Below are 18,049 nucleotides of genomic sequence, written 5' to 3'. Positions count from 1 at the left end.
GATGCTTACAGAGCAATCTAATGATTGCTCTGTATAGTAGTTATAAACTCCTTGCAGTAGACAAGGAATCCTCATATCCTATCTGCTTAACTTCTGCTTGTTCAAGCTTAGAAAAATTTTCTAAGTTTTTATCTTGGTATTCCTTTTTTACTTTCTCGAAAAAATTTTGTCCACCAAGAATATAATTACCTAAATTAGCAGCATAATATTGAGCATTACCTAAAACTGCACAGTTAATTCGACTTAATATTCTCGAAGGGTAGTAAAAGAGAGAAACGTTATTGTTCGATCGGAAGTCATTTTCATCCATTATTTTAATGGCTTCATGATAACCATCCATTTGATGAACAAAATATCCTTCAGGTACTGATATTCTCAATTGTGCACCTACATGAGCATAACCACAAATACCAGGTGATACCGCTGGTACTGGGTCTTGTCTATGTTGAGTTACTCTAATGGTTTTTTCTTGAAGAACATCATTATAAAATTCACTAGCAGTAAGATCAAAAACTCGTGGATCACCAAAAGTTGCAACATGAATATCTTCTGCTCCTTCTGTTTTGTTTAGACACAAAGCAGCTATTTTAGCAATAGCTCCTCCCATACTGTGACCTGTGAGATTGATTTTAAAATCTTTGATTTCTGATTCTTGTTTTTCAGCATAAGATTTCAAAATGCCATAAAGATTAGACCATGAATCCGTAAATGAATTATAAAAACCACGATGAATTCTTCCACCTTCTGGTAAAAATTCTGAAGTAGTAAAAAGTACATTTGCATCAGTGATTCCATCATTGAGGCCACGAGTACCGTGGTAAGCTACCGTTATTTCTTTGCCTTTTATGAAAACATGACCAGCATCTTCCTCAAAACTATTACTAAATGGAATGATTTCATAACCTTCGCTGATAAGTTCAGCTCTAGTTTTATACATTTTTTCAGTAGATGGAATAATTTCAAAATCTTCTGCAGTTTCAAATTCAGTTTTGTATACTCCTTGAGCTAGGTTATTACATCTTTTTTTACTTAATTTATCATCATCCTCGCCATAGCTTATATTACAGAAATTACCCATTTCTAATAATTTCTCTTTATCAAATCCTGCAATTTTTACAATACTTTCATCTATTTTATAATCAGAAGGTAAAGAACATGGCTCATTTGGATCAGCACGATTTATAAATTCATAATCTTCAATGATCTCAAATTCATCATCATATCCTTTCATCTCACATTTTCCGTCATCTACTGAAATGGCTCTTGACTGTTCAGGTTTATCTAATTGTGAATCTATACCAGCACCTGTGGTGCTAAACCAATTGCGTAAAAAACTAAAATCCATAAATACCTTAATTATTAACAGCTAAACAATAATTTACTAACTATAATACAAACTAATATTATTGTCAACACTTTTTATTAATATTTTAATTTTCTCGCTTTGAGTAAATTTTACTTCCATAGAATAAATATAGAGTTACAATGTACTAACAAGCTACCTCTGTGCTAAATTTTGGTTAATATACACGTTGAGCGTATTAAGAAAGTTGCTTTTAAAGTATTGCATTTTACTTTTATTTTCGCTATAAGGTTGCTTTAAGTTGGATTTTCAACACCTTTATACTATTTATGTTATGATTTTAAAATTTTTTGGGGGCACTTCATGAAAAAATCTATTTATACTAGAACTGCTCTAACTTCTCTATTGACTTTATGTTCTTTCAGTGGCTTTGCTGCTGACTTTTCTGACGAGAGTATGAAGGAAGTAAAAAAGCAAGAGAGTAACGAGTCAATCAAAACTTCTGGAAAGATGGAAGTGATGAAGACGTCAAATAAGAAACTAAAAGAAAAAATGGACAGGATATGTAATGCTGATCCAAGAAAAAAAGCTGAGGAGCTTAAGAAAAAAGAAGAATTAAGATTAGCAGCTGAGCAGAAGAAAAAAGAGGAGTTAAAATTAGCAGCTGAACAAAAGAAGAAAAAAGAAGAGTTAAAATTAGTAGCAAAACAAAAGAAAAAAGATGAAATTAGGCTAGCAAATGAGAAAAAAGCAAAACTTATAGGAGATTCAAAAGCGAAAGCCCTGAAAGTTAAAAATTCTAATGTAGAAAAGTCAAAAATTAAGGGTTCTAAAACTAAGAATGCTAAAATTGAAGCTAAAGATATAAAAAAGGATGTAAAAGTTGTTAACAGCAATACAGAGGAAAAAGGTAAGGCAAGTCCTGTTGTTTCAGTTGGTGGGGTTGATATTATCAATACCAATCAAGGGGATGGTTTAAGAATAACTTTCGGTGGCGTTGTTGATTCTCAAGGTTATGGTAACTATGGGCTAAGTGGCTATAACCATTATAATGTTATGCCAGGTAAATCTACAGATTATTTTAACAATACTCCAAATAGTATAAAAGGAGCAAATCCAATATTTCCTAAAGGGATAGGGAATATTGGTGATTACAGTGAAAACATGGGCATGATTTCAGATGCAATATTGCACTTAAGAGCCTCAAATAAAAATGAGGATATTGGTCTTCGTTATGGTGCCGATGTACAATTCCATGTTCCAGTTACTGAAGGTAAAGGAGCTTCACAAGGCGTGAATGCTGCAAGAGGTAGAAGTGCGCATGTATTCTTAAATTCACAATATGGTGATCTGAAACTTGGCTATCAGTTTGGTCCTGAGTCTCTGATGAGACTTGATGCAACAAGAATTGCAACTGTTGATGGAGCTGCAGATAGTGACTGGTTCAGAAAAGTAAACTTAGAAGGAAGTGCTGCAAACTTCCCATTTTACGTAACACCACGTCTTTACACTGAAAGCTTCTCGAGCGAGAGCGAAAAACTCTCCTTCCGTATGGCGGGAAAATACAACAAAGAGGTTATGACCACATTGCCATTTAGAGCTGCTTACTACTCGCCGAATTATATGGGTGCAAGATTTGGTCTTAGCTACTCACCTCGCTACGATAGTGGTTTATCCGTTGTAAAAGAAATAGCTCCAGATTTCCTCAAAGATTCAAGTAATAAGGTAACAGGGGTAAAGAATGAGGAAACGTTAAGACATGTTGGACCAGATTACCAGCATATAATAAGTGCTGGTGCGTCATATGAATATGACTTTAGTAAACATAATGTAAAAGTTAAAACTTCCGTAGTTGGTGAATATGGGGTTTCAAAGCAACCGAGTAAAGATAAGCATCTTTATAAGGAATTTGTAGAGTACAATGACCTGATGGGTGTTAATTTGGGTGCAAGCGCTGATTATAAGATTGATGAAGGTCAAAATATAAAATTCGCTGCTTCTTTTGCATATTTAGGCAAATCTGGTCAACCGAAGGGTATTAAAAAATTAGTCGGTGATACCTATACAGAAATTGATGGTAACGGTACTACTGATGATGACAAAAGAGTAAAAGGGCTGAAAGCTCAGTTTGATGGGGACGGTAAAAACACTATGTATTGGACTGCAGGTGCTGGTTATCAATATGATAATATCTACACAAGCTTGACATACTTTGGTAGCAGAATGAGCGACAAAGATATGCTTCATGATGTTGCACTTGGTGTTCAGTATGATCTATCTTCTTGCAATAAGAGCAAGTTTGTTCCTTATGCAGCCTTACATTATTTTATGACTGATGAAAAAGGTGCACTGAAAGATAAAAATAATGCTGATGTACCTTCTAACCAAGGAATTCTTCTCCTCACTGGTGTGAAGTTTTCTTTCTAATTTGTTCTAGTAATACACACCACAACTTGAATGTGGTGTGTGTTTTCACTATGCACTTTCAAAATGTTGAAAAAATTTCCAATATATGATATAATAGCTTAAACTAGGAAGTAATAATTTAATGAGTATAACAGTAAATCTTGATGGAGAGTTCGAGAAAATAGTGCAGTCTCATTCCATATTGCAAAATCGTTCTGTACCGCAACAAATCGAGCATTGGGCTAAGATTGGTCAGATTGTTGAAGATAACCCTGAGCTAAGCTATAATATCATCAAAGAAATCCTTTCAGGCATTGAGGATATCAAGTCAGGTAATGTTGAGGAGTATAAGTCCACAAAATTTTGAAGATTCTTCTCACCAACACTTTTAAGCGGTCAATGAAGAAGCTGCTCAATAATCAACTACCCAAACTTGAAGAAGCTATCAAACAAATTCAAGGTAACCCATATATTGGAGAGCTAAAGTCAGGCGATCTTGCAGGTGTTCGCGTGTATAAATTTTCTATTTTTAATCAACTGACATTATTAGCCTATATTCACAACGAACAAAATAACGTATTAACACTTCTTGCATTTGCTCCACACGAGAACTTTTATAGAGATTTGAAAAAACAAGTGTAGCTAAATGCAGCTATGCCATTATTTATAAGAGGCAACTATGCAAACCAAATTAAAAAAACATTTAGCTGGAGAATTACTTACCATCGCTACTTGCTGGAAATTAACACTTGTAAGTGGGGAGGTAATGGGATTCACTGACTATGATAAAGATTTAAATCTCAATAATATACTCTATAAATCTTCAAGCGGTTTTATAGCCAGCAGTATAATATTAAATAGCGATTTGAGAACTGATAATCTAGAAATTGAAGGAATATTAAATAGTGCTGATATTAAAGAAAAAGATGTTTTATCAGGAAGGCATGACTTTGCAAATATTGAAATATTTCTTGTGAATTATAAAGATTTGAGTCAGGGAATTATGAATTTGCATGCAGGAACTTTTGGTAAAGTAACATTAAATAGTGGGAGGTTTATCGCTGAAATTAGAGGTCTTGCGACAAAGCTTGAGAGAAGCATAACAGAGCTATATTCTCCTGTATGCAGGGCACAATTTTGCGATGATAGATGTAAAGCTGATGCTAAAAAGTTTAGTAGAATGAGCACAATTACTAAAGTGATAGATGAAAGAAGATTTGAAGACACTAATTTAATCGAAAGCGATGGATATTATAAGCACGGAGTGTTTAGTTCAGCAACATTTGAAGTTGTAGTTAAAGAATACAAAAATAAAGTAGTTACATTATTTGCTTCTCCTCCATATCAAATTTCTACCGGAGATAAATATTCGATACTTGCAGGTTGTGATAAAGCGTTTTTAACGTGCAAAAACAAGTTTAACAATACTGTGAATTTCCGTGGCGAACCATATATACCAGTTGTTTAGCAGCATAATTTTTAATATTATGAATAAGTATGGAAAGGTGGCTGAGCGGTCTAAAGCACACGCTTGGAAAGCGTGCACATATGAAAATATGTCGGGGGTTCGAATCCCCCCTTTTCCGCACATTATTTCTAGTATAACATAGGATTTTCCGTTTTGTTCTTGAACGTAATAACCATATAGCATTAGCACTTCAGCTCCGCAATTTTTCAGAGTCATCTACGTCAATAAAAGAATAGAGTTATCAAGTTGCAGAGCCTTCTTGATTTTTGATGACGAAGAGTAGTTGTTATCATAGAAATACATCCAGTAGCCAGCATACCTTCCCTATTCCTAATAATGTCTTGCAATACTATACTTAGTCTGTGTCATTTCTCCCTAACCTCAGCAAAAGCTAATACCCGTTTATACTCAACCTGTCATAATCTGTCAATATAATTCTTTATTGAAAATTTCGGGAGACAACTCACTCTTTTTTGTTAAACAGACACTGAATCTGCAAGACTATAGAAACTACTTTTAATATCTTCTGATGTATTTATGTCACTAATTGTTGCTTCTTGTGAATGAAGTTTGAAATCTTCATTACATTTAGAAAAGCATTCTTTATCTAATCTTGCAGTAATAGGATTCCTACATTTATCGTCACACTTTATTTCTTGAGGAGTAAGCCCACCATTACATTTTGCCTTGCATGTTGATCTCTCGATTAATTTAGACCAATTAGGGTACTCTCTTTCACACCATCTGTGGCAATCGTGAAGTGGATTAACTTTCTCATCACAAGCATCTCTCCAAGCTTGCTTACATTTTTCCTGGCATTCCTCCACCACTCTTAAGCCACGTTCAGACAGATCTTTCTCACATTTGTCCTCGCAGTTTCTACACCTTAACCACTCCACCTTCTGATTACATTTTGCTATAATATACTCCTTAAAAAAATTTGTATAATTATAACATATAAGCATTAATATATTATTAATAGCATATTAGCTTTCCAACACAGTTTTCACGAAAGTTAAAACAAATTATACAGCCCTCCTTCCTCTTCACCTTAACAATTCTTTATTGAAAATTTCAGAAAAATGTTGTATAATTATAGAGTAGTAGAACTTGGTAAAACTTATGGCAAACGCTAATTTAGCTTTCAGTAAAGAAACTTTACAGCATCTTGCTGAATTATCTGAACTTACTAAGCAACCTGCTCAAGCATTAGCAGAAAAACTACTTAAAGAAGCAATCGAGCTTGAAATTGAAGACTTTTTAGTGTCTAAAATTTCTGATGAGCGTGATGTTGAAGGTGCAGAAACAGTCGATTTTGAAGATATTAAGTGGGATTAGAGCATTATAAAGTTAAGTCTCTCAAAAGTGTTGTTGAGAGAGATTTACCAAACCTTCAAAAAACAATAAGGCTAAGAATCCAAAAGGCTATAAAAGAACGTCTTACAGTTGATCCAATAAACCTCGGTGAACCATTACACCACAGCTTAAAAGGACGTAGAAGGTTAAGAGTTGGTGAATATCGTATAATTTATAGAGTAAATCAATTAGAACAAATAGTAACTATCACAGAGATAGGACATAGATGTGATATTTATAAAAAATAAATATAAACATTAAATATACATTATACAGCCCTTCTTCCTGATCCATTCTTCCGATATAATTCTTTATTGAAAATTTTAGGAAAAATAAAGAAGCCTCACACTTTTTTGATATTAAACCTGTACCTTCTACAGAACAGACACTGAATCTGCAAGAACATGGAAATTGTCTCCAATATCCTGTAATATAGCACTTACATCAATAGGTGTTGACTCTTGTGAAGGATGTTTAGGAGCGTCAAAACCCTGAGCTTTACATTCATTATAGCATTTTTTATCAAAATGATAAGGAGCCCTACACTTAGAGAGGCAGGTTTCATTAGTGTAAGGACAGAAAGCCTTGCACGTTTTTCTCAAGGAATTATCCCACCAGTTATCTTTTGGGTGTCTTTCATCACATATTTTATAGCAATCAGCTAGTGTATATTGTACCTCATTGTCCGGATCCAAATCATTCAAATTTGATTCATTTCGGTGTACAAGTGTTTTTCCATACTGTGTTGATTGATCATTCAACTTTTGTTCTGGAGCTTTGAATATATTATCTCCCCACCTTCCTGAATTTTTAGCAACAATACCTCTTTGTAAATTTCCTAACATAATATTCTCCTTAATTAAAAAATTAACATAATTATAACATATAAGCATTAATATGCTATTAATAGCATATTAATGCTTTCCAATACAGTTTTCACGAAAGTTAAAACAAAATTGAAAATTTCAGAAAAATGTTTTATAATTATTAGTAGATTTCGGTAAAACTTATGGCAAACGCTAATTTAGCTTTCAGTAAAGAAACTTTACTGCATTTTGCTAAGCTAGTTGAGCTCACTAAGCAGCCCACTCAAGAATTAGCAGAAAGGCTATTTAAAGAAGCAATAGATCGTGAAATGGAAGATTTTTTACTATCTGTAGTTGCTGATCAATATGATATTGAAAATGAAAAAAAAACTAAAAGTGAGGACGTGGATTGGAATACACTATTATCTTCCTAGACAGTGTTCTTGAAAAAGATCTTCCAAAAAAAGTACGGTCAAGAGCTATAGATGCAATAAATGAGCGACTTACAGTCGATCCATTGGTGAGCCTTTATATCATAGCTTTAAAGGGTTTAGAAGACTAAGAGTCAGCGATTACCGTATTATGTATTGTGCAGACACCAAAAAACATGAAGTAACTATTATTACAATAGGACATAGGGATACCATTTACGAGAAAGCTTTGAAGGTACTTAAGAACTATGTTTTTCAATAATCGTTAAGTTACGTAAGTAAATTATAAATATTATATTATACACCTCTCCTTCCTCTTCACCTTAGGTGGCTTTGCTCAGCTCAAAAATAACTCATTTTTTGACTATACCCCTATAATTTTACTACTCTACAGACTATAAAATCGATGCTAATAACGAATTAGAGATAAACGTTGCAAAGAATCGCAGTGGCTCAACCGGAAAGGTTACAGTAAGTTAATACTGGAAGGATATTAGTATGGAGCCTCAGACTCGTAAATGTCTTTTCTGCGTTTTATTGAAACACTTCATACTTTGCAGCATTTACATGATACGATAATCGCCAGTTCTCAGTCTTCTGTATCCTTTGAGTTTGTAACAAAACGATTCACCAAAATCAATTGGATTAACTGTAAGTCGCTCTTTTACTATCTCTTCAACTCTTAACTTTATTGTTTTTGGAAAAGCTCTTCTTACCAACATTTTTCAGAAATTTAATCTTATAGCGCTTTAGTCCCACCTATAGTGGTAAGATTATCTACTTATTCTTATATGGGAATTTACCAACTATTAAGACATTAAGTGTAATAAAATATATTCTAATAGTATGGAAAAATAAATGACACGTAAAAAAAATGTATTTGAACAATATGTAGAAGATAAAGTTATATCTTTAGATAGTTTGCGTAACGAAACAATAGGTGAGCTTATCGATTTTGTGAACAAAAACCCAAATATCGAAATCTTTGATTGGGCAAGTAACAATACTAGTCATAACCTAAAGCATAGAAGAGGTTACAATATTAGTAATAATATGAAACTTAGGTGCAGAGGTGCAGGAATTGGTTTAGTTGCTGGTCTAGTTGCAGCATGTTGTTTATGGCAAGAAACTTTAGCTCTTATTGGCGGTTCTGGTGTAGTGTTGATTGCATTTGCTATAGTTGGTGCGTTACTTGGAGCTGGAGCGGGCTATGTTGTAGGTAAATGCCTTGATAAAATTAAGGTTACAAATATGCAAAGAGAAATACATTGTTAAAGGTTCGTGTTGTATTCTGAATTTCTTTCAATACTTAAAGATTTACAATCAGAGCAAACTACCTGGCCACGTGGAACTGATTTCAGCTCATCAGTTGAAACTTTACTTGAGCAGAATATGCATTTTATTTTATCACTCGGGGCAAGTGAGTGATCAACAGCAATTCTATCATCAAAAACAAAACACTCGCCTTCCCAATTACCACTTTTATTACCAGTTTTTTCAAGGTAGGAAAGAATACCGCCTTTAAGATGGTAAACATCTTTAAATCCAAGGCTTTTCATATATGCTGTAGATTTCTCACATCTGATTCCACCAGTACAGTACATAGCTACTTTCAGGTCTTTACTCTCAGAAAATGACTCTGCCCACTGAGGAAAATCGCGAAAACGCTGAGTGTGTGGATTGATTGCATTTTTAAACTTGCCTAGTTTTACTTCGTAATCATTTCGTGTGTCTATCACTAAAACATCAGGTTGAGAGATAAAATCATCCCAATAATCTGGATCAACGTACTGGCCTCTAACGGAAGTATCGAGATTACTTACACCAAGATTCACAATTTCTCTTTTTAATCTCACTTTCATCTTACTAAATGGTTGATATTCTGCTGCACTCTCTTTCCATGTAAGGTCCCTTAGTCTATAATCAGAACGTAGAAAATCGAATATTTTATCAATCGCGTTTCTTTCACCAGATACGGTTGCATTAATACCCTCTTCTGCAAGGAGTATAGTGCCTTTTAATTCAACGTTGTCGCATGCAACTTTTATTTCATCTTTCATGTCATAATAATTAGAGAGTTTTACAAAATGATAGAAAGTTGCAATGACAAAACTCATAATTAATTAGTTTATCGATTTAAAACATAATATATAAAATTATGAAGATATTCAATAGGACGGCTGTTAATTACTGGATATCTTTAGTTTTTGCATATAACATTTTAATATCAAATATAGATTCAAGTTAATGTTTCTGAGAGTATTTAAAAATATATTCTTGTTTTTAGTAAGTGTATTATTTGTCTGCCCTATACTATCGTTAATATCGATTCTATTTACAGAATCAGCAAACTCTGGGTGGGTAATTAGTAGACTTTTTCCTGAATATATACTCAATACGTTAATTTTGATGGTAGGAGTAGGGTTAATATCCTTTATATTTGGAGTAATTCCAGCTTGGCTTACTACATTTTTTTCGTTTCCCGGAAGTAGAATTTTTGAGATTGCCTTATTTTTTCCGATATCAATTCCTGGATATATAGTATCGTTTGTTTATGTAAATACGCTAGAGTTTTCAGGTCCGATTCAGAGCTTGTTAAGAGATACTTTTCAATTGGGCAAAGGTGACTATTGGTTTCCCGAGATCAAATCCCTAGGTGGTGGAATATTAGTAATGGGATTTAGTCTATATCCATACGTTTATATGTTGGTCCGCTCAAGTCTAAAGAGCGTTAGTAACTCAGTCACTATTGCATCAACACTTGGGTTCTCCTCATTACAGAGTCTGTTTTCTGTCATCATACCCTCCATACGTCCATCAATTATAGCTGGGTTATCCTTGGTACTAATGGAAGTAATTACAGATTTCGGCACACCACAGTTTCTTGCTATCGATACTTTCACGACAGGAATATACCGTACTTGGTTTTTATTGCATGACAAATATTCAACTACTGTTTTGGCAGTTGCAGAACTGATTTTCGTTGCAACACTAATAGTTATCGAGAAAAAACTACAAAAAAGAGAAATATCTTACTCTTCAATCAATACTAATGCAGATTATCACAATAAACGTAGTATAAACGGTTCTATATCGTTGATCTTTTCTTATCTTATGTGTTTATTGCCGATATTAATAGGCTTTATTTTACCAATGATTCCACTTATATATTGGAGCATAGAGAAAGGCTTTTTCATATACGAAGCAAGATTTTACAATATAATAGCAAATAGTGTTGGTTTATCATTTATTACCGCATTAATCTCAATTAGCATTGCGATAATTATTGGATATACAGCGCGTAGAAACAAGGTAATAAGCAACGTAGCACGTCTAATTTCTCTTGGATATGCAATTCCAAATGCAATTATTGCAATTAGCATAATAATGTTTTTAAGCAGAATATCTTCTTTCATTACTCAATATATTGTAGAAATTAGCTTGGTAGGAACTATTGGCGCATTAGTTTACTCATATTTATTTCGTTTTTTTGCTATATCTTTCAAGGCGATAGAGTCGGGACTCAAAAAAACACCAAATGAAATTGAATGGACTGCATATACTATGGGTCATGGGCCTATTTCCACGTGCCTGAATATTCATATTCCCCTTATCAAGAAAAGCATACTATCGGGATTTCTGCTCGTGTTTATGGATACGGTAAAAGAACTCACGGCAACACTAATTATCAGACCATTTAATTTTGAAACTATATCAACTAGAGTATATGAACTTGTCAGCGATGAGCGTTACAGAGAAGCTGCCCCATTTTCGTTAATGATAGTTATTATAGGTTTAACCTCTACAATAATCTTATTCACACTTGATGATAAGAATCAAAAATAAACTATTTTGCATCTGTTCAGCAGAGTAACAAAATAAGATAGACGAAAAAAGACAACTATAGAAGCAAATGGTCAGTGCTTTCGTGTTTATCAACTTAGTTGGATCTCAGTATCAGCTACTCGGATGACATTATGGAAGCTCAAATGACAAAACAAGAAGCACTGGTTTCAGATGCACTTAAACAAATACACTATCTTGATGATCAATGAGGTCTAGTGTTAACGTATGGACTATCTAAGGAAAAGGGTGGTACCATAACATCAAAGGTTTTTATGCTCTCTTCGTTCAGAAATTCATATTTACCCTGCATTATTCCTGATGGTGTATTTAAGTATGTTCCACTTGTATATTTGAATACCTCTCCAGATTTTATTACAGGTTGTTCTCCAATAACACCAACTCCAGCAATTTCATTTATTTTGCCCTTATGATCTATTATTCGCCAATAGCGACTTAATAATTGAATGGTTGATGAGCTTTTATTTTTTATCTTAACATTATACATCCATACGTAACAATTTTCATAAGGAATGGATTGCTCTTCAATGTAAATTGGCAAAACTGTAACTTCAACAGAATTAGTAATAAGTGTGTATTTCATGGTCATCGTAAAGTGTTCATGATAAAAATTTAACACACTTCAATTATACACTTTTTTCATAGATTTTCCAAGCATATTATCGTACTCTAACTAGGAAATATTAATCTACATGATGAACAAAACAGATCCACTGGATAAAAAAGTGATAGGAATAATAGGAAGTGGGCAATTAGGTAAAATGACTGCTATCGCTGCAATAAAACTTGGGCACAAAACGCATATTTTTGCCAGTGCTAAAAACGATCCAGCTTGTTCTGTTGCTGATGATTTAACAATAGCAGACTTCTGTGATAAGAGGGCACTTGAATCTTTTGCACAGAGTGTGGATTTAGTCACTATTGAGTCTGAAAATATTCCATGTAGTGCAATTGAGATTGTGTCGCAGCATACAGATTTTTATCCAGGCAAAAAGGCGTTACACATTTCGCAAAATAGGCTGAGAGAGAAAGATTTTATTAGAGATTTAAGCATAAAAACTGCTGATTACAAAAGTATACAAAATTATAATCAGCTAATAGAAAGTAGTGAAACTTTTAGCTATCCAGTGAGGCTAAAAACAACAGAAATGGGTTATGATGGAAAAGGACAATATGTGATTGAAAATGATTCTGAACTGAAGCAATTTGCTTCCTTCGATTGGAATAAAGAGTACATTCTTGAAGCAAGTGTTGATTTACTGAAAGAGGTTTCAATAGTCGTTGCAAGAAATAAAAACGGTAAAGTAGCTTTTTTTCCTATAGCAGAGAATCACCACGTTGACGGAATACTTAATACTTCAATAGCACCAGCTAAAATAGATAATAAATTAGCCCAAGAGGTACAAAAAACTGCAAAGAAAATAGCAACTGCGCTTGATGTAGTAGGAATTCTAGCTATTGAATTTTTCATCACTCAAAATCATGAATTACTAGTTAATGAACTGGCCCCAAGACCCCACAATTCTTGCCACTGGAGCTTGGATGCATGCAACGTTAGTCAATTCGAGCAGCTGGTGAGGGTAATATGCGGATTACCTATGCAGGAAGTAGTATTACGCTTTCCTTGCATGACAAAAAATATAATAGGTAATGATATATATAATTCTCACAAATATTTGAGCAACGAAAAAGCTAGTTTAACCATATATGGGAAAAAAGAGGTTAGGGACAAGCGTAAAATGGGACATGTCAATATAGATTTAAGTTATTGAGCTATAAATGCTCTTTGATCAAGATCTCCAAGATCTGCACTATATTTAGTGCTGCACCTTTGCGTAGATTATCAGCTACTATCCACATATTTAATCCGTGTTTAACGGTATCGTCTTGTCTAATACGCGATATGTATACGGCATCCTCTTGCACAACATCAATCTGAGTCATATATCCACCATCTTCGCGCTTATCTTGTACTAAAACTCCATCGTCTTCACTGAGCATTTCACGAGCTTCTTCTTCAGTTATATGCTGATCAAATTCTACATTTACTGCTATAGCATGACCAACAAGAACAGGTACTCGTACACAAGTTGCAGTTACTTTTATATTCTCTCCTAAAATTTTTTTTGTTTCCTCTTGCATTTTCCATTCCTCTTCTGTAGAGCCATCTTCCATGAACCCTCCTATATGGGGAATGCAATTAAATGCTATTTGCTTAGGAAATATTTCAGGTTTTTTAGATTCATTCATAAAGATTTTTTTTGTCTGATTGTAAAGCTCATCCATTGCTGCTTTACCTACACCAGAAGTTGATTGATAAGTTGAAGCAACGATTCTCTTTATTTTTGCTTTTTTGTGTAATAAATGTAATGCCAGCAACATTTGTATTGTAGTACAGTTTGGATTAGATATTATGTTATGGTTTTTATATTCCGTAATTTTATCTTTGTTGATCTCTGGAATAACTAGTGGCACGCCTTCTTTCATCCTAAAACGAGAGGTATTATCTACGACAATACATCCAGCTTCAGTTGCAATCGGTACGTATCTCTCGGAAACATGAGACCCAGCACAGAAAATTGCTATATTAATTCCAACAAAATCGTAGTTCTCAAGGTCTAAGACAGTTAATTCTTCATCGCCGAAACTTACCTTTTTTCCCTCTGATTTTTTTGATGCAAATACAATAACAGAATCTATCGAAAATTTTCCCTCTTTTTGAAACTCAGCAAGCATGGTCAATACCTCATATCCTACTCTTCCTGTTGCTCCAATAACTGCAATCTTACATCCCATATAAATAAACCTCTGATTTTAAAGCTATATTATATTTTTACTGATAAAATTTACAATTACTTTAATATTTTTACCTTGCAATTAACCATAATTTAGTTATAATTATAAGACACTAGTAATATTGCATGGTAGAATGAAATGAGTAAAAAACATGATGACACTAAGGTCAAACCTGCAGTATCTGAATTTCAAAAGCCTGAAAAAGTCAATAGATTAGAGATTCAAAATGTTCTTTCGAAAAAAAGCAAGCCAGCGATAAATTTTGATGATAAAAAGTATGGTGTGAAAATTTCTAAGATAGACCAGCATCTTTCAAACAAGAAGCAAGAATCTTTTGGATTAAGAGATTTTTTAAGTTCAATACCAATAATAGGAAGATTTTTAGTGAAAATTTTCACGCCTGAAAAAGAAGAGTATAAAAAACTGCAATCGCAAATAGGTCTTTCTAATAAAGCAAAAAATGAGATCTACATAGATAATAAACGCACAGAAGAAGTAGGTAGCAAACTTGAGAATGGTAATATTGAACAAGTAGATAAAGAGAAAAAAAATCTTGGCCCATAAATATTAACCATTTAAAGTGTATCTCTCACTACTGAATTTGTTGCACAGAAGTTTTGCAGTACCAAAATAAATAAATGGGTATGCCACTTGCAGTGAACAGGCTCGAAATCAGCAGAGTACCTACAGGGGTTTCTAATATCACCCAACAACAAAAGGTTGTTGCTATGCTACCAATTAAAAGCTTATAACAACTCCTCTCCTGTATAATAACCTTTAGAAAGGCAAAACAGCACGCAAGATAAACGAACAAAAATGAAATTACAGAAAAGTCAATAATCGACGTAATCTGCTGGGCAAAATTGTTGTTTGAAGTGAGAATTAGTAAAATTGCAGTTCCAATTGAACTAACTGTTATTCCCCAAAAAGGAGAGCCATGCTTGTTCCTTTTAGCAAAGAATTTTGGCATTAGTCTATCTTCTGCAAGACCAAAAGCAACTTGTCCACTAGATAAAACCCAAGCGTTTAGACTGCCAACACAAAAAATGAATGCAACTATAGAAACAATTAAATGCCAATTACCAGAAAACATAATTTTTATCGCATCAACATATGGTGCTCTTGAACTTGCTAAATTGTTGCCATTGATCAATCCCATAATTGCAAAATTGTTGATAAAATATATAACAGCAACACAAACTGTGCCAAGCACCACAGCTTTTGGTATAGTTTTAGCTGGATTATCAACTGACCCTGCAGGTGCTGTTGCCAATTCAAGTCCAATAAAACACCATAAAGTAAGGAGTGTAGAGCGGGCAAGAATTTGCGATGTTGTAAGACTTAATATTTCTTCACTTATGATAAAATTATTTCTATCGAAAAAAAACAACGCTGCTACAGGTATTGCAAGCAATACAGCAACCTTCACAACCGTGAGCAGAAACTCAACGTGCCCTGCAGTAGCTATTCCCCTTAAATTTATTAATGTAATGATTGTAAATAACAACAGCTCTAAAAATAAACGCATACTTTTGATATCTTCATGGAAAAATGGTGTAAGATAGCCAACACCCACAACTATTAAAGCTGTTGTACTAACCCATGAGATTACCCAATATGTCCAACCAACAAAGAACGCTGCAGCAGGACCAAAAGTATGTTTCACATAAACGTGAGGACCTCCTGTTTCTGGAAACTTTGCACATAGCGTAGCAAAAACTAGCGCAAGAGACACAGCACCAGCTCCTGATATCATCCAACTTATAAGGCTATAAGCGCCATATGGAGCAAGGCTAATTGGAAGCATAAAAACCCCAGAGCCGATCTGACTACTAATGACTAAAGCAAAAACAGCCCAAAAACCTATTTTATTTGACACAATACCTCTTAATTCTATTAATGTAAGCCAGTAGTATAGCTTAAGAATTTTAGCAAATAAAAAATTTAAGTTAAGTTTTTAGTTTATGATACCAAAGTAGATAAATAAGTGTTCCGCTTAAAGGGAATAGACTTGATATTAACAATGTTTTTATAGAAGTCTCGTATATTATCCAACAGCAAAAAGATACAGCCACACCTCCAATTAAAAATTTGCAGTAGCTTTTGTCTTGTATATTAACTTTGAGAAAAGCAAGGCTACATGCTAAGTAGATAAACAAAAATGACACCACAGAGATATCAATTATTGAAGTTACTTGCTCAGCAAAACTTTTGTTTGACGTTAGGATAAGTAAAACTAACACCCCCAAAGTACTGAGTATTATTCCCCATAATGGAGCATCATGCTTATTTTTTTTGCCAAAAAATTGCGGCATTAACTTGTCTTTTGCAAGGCCTAAGGTGACCTGTCCATCAGCTAAAAACCAAGCATTTAAATTACTTACAGAAACGATAAAGGCAACAACAGAAATAATTAAATGCCAATTACCTGGAAACATAATTTTTATCGCATCAACATATGGTGCTTTTGAACTAGCTAGTTCATTACCACTTATCAATCCCATAATTGAAAGACTATTGATGAAATATATCACAGCAACACAGACTGTTCCAAGCACTATAGCTCTTGGTATTGTCTTAGCTGGATTATTGACGGATCCTGCAGGTGCTGTTGCTGATTCAAGTCCAATAAAACACCATAGAGTAAGGAGTGTAGAACGAGCAAAAGTTTGCGATATTGTAAAGTTTGATACTTCCTCGCTTACAATAAAATTATTTTTATCAAAGAAAAACAACCCTGCGATAGGTATTGCAAGAAGTGCGATAATTTTAACAATGGTTAGCAGAAGCTCAACACGGCCAGCAGTAGTTACTCCTCTTAAGTTTATTAGCATAATAGCTAAAATTAATATTATTTCTAAAAGCAAACGTATATCTTGTATATCATTATGAAAAAGTGGAGCTAAATAACCGATACTTGCAATCGTTACAGCAGTTGAGCTAACCCACGAACTTACCCAATATGTCCAACCAACAAAAAAAGCTGCTGTAGAGCCAAAGGCATGTTTCACATAAATATGAGGACCACCCGTTTCTGGAAATTTTGCGCAGAGTGAAGCAAAAACCAAAGCAAGAGATATGGCACCAAATCCTGATATTACCCAGCTTATAAGGCTATAAGCGCCATACGGAGCGAGGCTAATTGGAAGCATGAAAATTCCAGAGCCAATTTGGCTACTAATCACCAAGGCGAAAATAGCAAAAAACCCTATCTTATTTGACACAGTAATCTTTATCTTAATAGATTAATAATATAATTGAAGCTCAGAAATTTCAATCGATCTTTTTTATACAAAATTTGCATTTTTTTAATTTAAGCATATTTTTATTTATGCATATAATAAAAAAAGCTAAGAGAATTAATAACAGATGAAGTCATAGATGCAGCAATATCTTATAAGATAGACGAGATAGCAATCCCTGCAGAACCATCTACCTATCTTGAAAAAGTGAAAGCATTTATAGGGGACATGGCAAGATTTTCTGCTGCTTAGTGTTAAAGCTCTAGAGCTTGCTAAGCTTTAATCAAAGAAAGTTGCGGCAGTAACCTGGCCGCACTTCTAATTTTTCCTTATTGATTTGTAGCAAGTTCTTTGTTATGGTTATGAAAAGAAATTTA

21 protein-coding genes and 1 tRNA gene are annotated in these 18,049 nt (G+C 33.9%); 13 read left to right on the top strand and 9 right to left on the bottom strand.

Annotation, left to right across the window (positions count from 1 at the left end; translation table 11 throughout):
- Window positions 1–40: 40 nt before the first annotated feature.
- Complete coding sequence (locus tag AAGD65_RS00465) at window positions 41–1,345, bottom strand: lipase family protein (protein ID WP_264682885.1); 1,305 nt, start codon at window positions 1,343–1,345, stop codon at window positions 41–43.
- Window positions 1,346–1,666: 321 nt separating this feature from the next.
- Here AAGD65_RS00465 and AAGD65_RS00460 point away from each other — a divergent pair, with 321 nt between their 5' ends.
- The 5 genes from AAGD65_RS00460 to AAGD65_RS00440 all read left to right on the top strand — a co-directional run bounded on the left by AAGD65_RS00460 (window position 1,667) and on the right by AAGD65_RS00440 (window position 5,295).
- A complete protein-coding gene (locus AAGD65_RS00460) occupies window positions 1,667–3,730 on the top strand; it encodes a hypothetical protein (protein ID WP_341810938.1) in 2,064 nt (687 codons plus the stop codon).
- Between the two features lie 121 nt (window positions 3,731–3,851).
- Entirely contained in the window at window positions 3,852–4,076 is a 225-nt protein-coding gene (locus AAGD65_RS00455; RefSeq protein WP_226079579.1) for a ParD-like family protein, read from the top strand.
- 32 nt (window positions 4,077–4,108) lie between these two features.
- The gene (locus tag AAGD65_RS00450; RefSeq protein ID WP_341810937.1) at window positions 4,109–4,351 is read left to right on the top strand and encodes a type II toxin-antitoxin system RelE/ParE family toxin; all 243 of its coding nucleotides are present in this window, start codon (window positions 4,109–4,111) and stop codon (window positions 4,349–4,351) included.
- Window positions 4,352–4,388: 37 nt separating this feature from the next.
- A complete protein-coding gene (locus AAGD65_RS00445) occupies window positions 4,389–5,177 on the top strand; it encodes a DUF2163 domain-containing protein (RefSeq protein WP_264682882.1) in 789 nt (262 codons plus the stop codon).
- Between the two features lie 31 nt (window positions 5,178–5,208).
- Window positions 5,209–5,295 (top strand) — tRNA-Ser (locus tag AAGD65_RS00440).
- A gap of 358 nt (window positions 5,296–5,653) precedes the next feature.
- On the opposite strand, the gene AAGD65_RS00435 is transcribed toward AAGD65_RS00440, so the two are convergent.
- Window positions 5,654–6,076 (bottom strand): hypothetical protein, encoded by a 423-nt coding sequence (locus AAGD65_RS00435; protein ID WP_264682881.1) that lies wholly within the window; start codon window positions 6,074–6,076, stop codon window positions 5,654–5,656.
- A 223-nt stretch (window positions 6,077–6,299) separates the two neighbouring features.
- On the opposite strand from AAGD65_RS00435, the gene AAGD65_RS00430 reads away from it, so the two are divergent.
- Both AAGD65_RS00430 and AAGD65_RS00425 read left to right on the top strand, forming a co-directional pair.
- Window positions 6,300–6,515: a hypothetical protein gene (locus tag AAGD65_RS00430; RefSeq protein ID WP_108784357.1), complete on the top strand. Its 216-nt coding sequence runs from the start codon at window positions 6,300–6,302 to the stop codon at window positions 6,513–6,515.
- A complete protein-coding gene (locus AAGD65_RS00425; protein WP_264682880.1) occupies window positions 6,506–6,781 on the top strand; it encodes a type II toxin-antitoxin system RelE family toxin in 276 nt (91 codons plus the stop codon). Before AAGD65_RS00430 ends, AAGD65_RS00425 begins: the two co-directional genes overlap by 10 nt.
- Before the next feature lie 126 nt (window positions 6,782–6,907).
- On the opposite strand, the gene AAGD65_RS00420 is transcribed toward AAGD65_RS00425, so the two are convergent.
- A complete protein-coding gene (locus AAGD65_RS00420) occupies window positions 6,908–7,378 on the bottom strand; it encodes a hypothetical protein (protein WP_264682879.1) in 471 nt (156 codons plus the stop codon).
- Between the two features lie 164 nt (window positions 7,379–7,542).
- Between AAGD65_RS00420 and AAGD65_RS00415 the strand changes: the two genes are divergently transcribed.
- Window positions 7,543–7,773: a hypothetical protein gene (locus AAGD65_RS00415; protein WP_264682878.1), complete on the top strand. Its 231-nt coding sequence runs from the start codon at window positions 7,543–7,545 to the stop codon at window positions 7,771–7,773.
- Between the two features lie 148 nt (window positions 7,774–7,921).
- On the top strand, window positions 7,922–8,032 hold the full coding sequence (locus AAGD65_RS00410; RefSeq protein ID WP_264375108.1) for a hypothetical protein: 111 nt from the start codon (window positions 7,922–7,924) through the stop codon (window positions 8,030–8,032).
- Window positions 8,033–8,333: 301 nt separating this feature from the next.
- Here AAGD65_RS00410 and AAGD65_RS00405 read toward each other — a convergent pair whose 3' ends face one another.
- Window positions 8,334–8,492 carry a type II toxin-antitoxin system RelE family toxin gene (locus AAGD65_RS00405; RefSeq protein ID WP_019236727.1) on the bottom strand — a complete coding sequence of 53 codons (159 nt, stop codon included), beginning with the start codon at window positions 8,490–8,492 and terminating at the stop codon, window positions 8,334–8,336.
- A 136-nt stretch (window positions 8,493–8,628) separates the two neighbouring features.
- Here AAGD65_RS00405 and AAGD65_RS00400 point away from each other — a divergent pair, with 136 nt between their 5' ends.
- A complete protein-coding gene (locus AAGD65_RS00400; RefSeq protein WP_264682877.1) occupies window positions 8,629–9,045 on the top strand; it encodes a hypothetical protein in 417 nt (138 codons plus the stop codon).
- Here AAGD65_RS00400 and AAGD65_RS00395 read toward each other — a convergent pair.
- Window positions 9,042–9,887: a rhodanese-related sulfurtransferase gene (locus AAGD65_RS00395; protein WP_264682876.1), complete on the bottom strand. Its 846-nt coding sequence runs from the start codon at window positions 9,885–9,887 to the stop codon at window positions 9,042–9,044. The two genes, AAGD65_RS00400 and AAGD65_RS00395, sit on opposite strands and share 4 nt — an antisense overlap.
- A gap of 130 nt (window positions 9,888–10,017) precedes the next feature.
- On the opposite strand from AAGD65_RS00395, the gene AAGD65_RS00390 reads away from it, so the two are divergent.
- Window positions 10,018–11,616, top strand: coding sequence for an ABC transporter permease (locus AAGD65_RS00390; protein ID WP_264682875.1), 1,599 nt, complete (start codon window positions 10,018–10,020; stop codon window positions 11,614–11,616).
- Between the two features lie 202 nt (window positions 11,617–11,818).
- Here the strand turns inward: AAGD65_RS00390 and apaG are convergent, their stop codons facing one another.
- Window positions 11,819–12,223 carry a Co2+/Mg2+ efflux protein ApaG gene (gene apaG / locus AAGD65_RS00385; RefSeq protein ID WP_010402892.1) on the bottom strand — a complete coding sequence of 135 codons (405 nt, stop codon included), beginning with the start codon at window positions 12,221–12,223 and terminating at the stop codon, window positions 11,819–11,821.
- A 106-nt stretch (window positions 12,224–12,329) separates the two neighbouring features.
- Between apaG and AAGD65_RS00380 the strand changes: the two genes are divergently transcribed.
- Window positions 12,330–13,406: a 5-(carboxyamino)imidazole ribonucleotide synthase gene (locus AAGD65_RS00380; RefSeq protein WP_264683449.1), complete on the top strand. Its 1,077-nt coding sequence runs from the start codon at window positions 12,330–12,332 to the stop codon at window positions 13,404–13,406.
- Between the two features lies 1 nt (window position 13,407).
- Here the strand turns inward: AAGD65_RS00380 and AAGD65_RS00375 are convergent, their stop codons facing one another.
- Window positions 13,408–14,430: an aspartate-semialdehyde dehydrogenase gene (locus AAGD65_RS00375; protein WP_264682874.1), complete on the bottom strand. Its 1,023-nt coding sequence runs from the start codon at window positions 14,428–14,430 to the stop codon at window positions 13,408–13,410.
- 138 nt (window positions 14,431–14,568) lie between these two features.
- Between AAGD65_RS00375 and AAGD65_RS00370 the strand changes: the two genes are divergently transcribed.
- On the top strand, window positions 14,569–14,994 hold the full coding sequence (locus tag AAGD65_RS00370; protein ID WP_015587974.1) for a hypothetical protein: 426 nt from the start codon (window positions 14,569–14,571) through the stop codon (window positions 14,992–14,994).
- A 28-nt stretch (window positions 14,995–15,022) separates the two neighbouring features.
- Here AAGD65_RS00370 and AAGD65_RS00365 read toward each other — a convergent pair whose 3' ends face one another.
- Together AAGD65_RS00365 and AAGD65_RS00360 are read right to left on the bottom strand one after the other, a co-directional pair.
- Window positions 15,023–16,309 carry an APC family permease gene (locus tag AAGD65_RS00365; protein WP_149168684.1) on the bottom strand — a complete coding sequence of 429 codons (1,287 nt, stop codon included), beginning with the start codon at window positions 16,307–16,309 and terminating at the stop codon, window positions 15,023–15,025.
- 70 nt (window positions 16,310–16,379) lie between these two features.
- Window positions 16,380–17,654, bottom strand: a complete 1,275-nt coding sequence (locus tag AAGD65_RS00360) for an APC family permease (RefSeq protein WP_264682873.1) — start codon at window positions 17,652–17,654, stop codon at window positions 16,380–16,382.
- Window positions 17,655–18,049: the final 395 nt, after the last annotated feature.

The organism is Wolbachia endosymbiont (group B) of Chesias legatella, from assembly GCF_964026945.1.
Lineage (GTDB): Bacteria > Pseudomonadota > Alphaproteobacteria > Rickettsiales > Anaplasmataceae > Wolbachia.
Note: the sequence above shows the minus strand (reverse complement) of the source record. Positions and strands in the feature narration are given on the sequence as shown.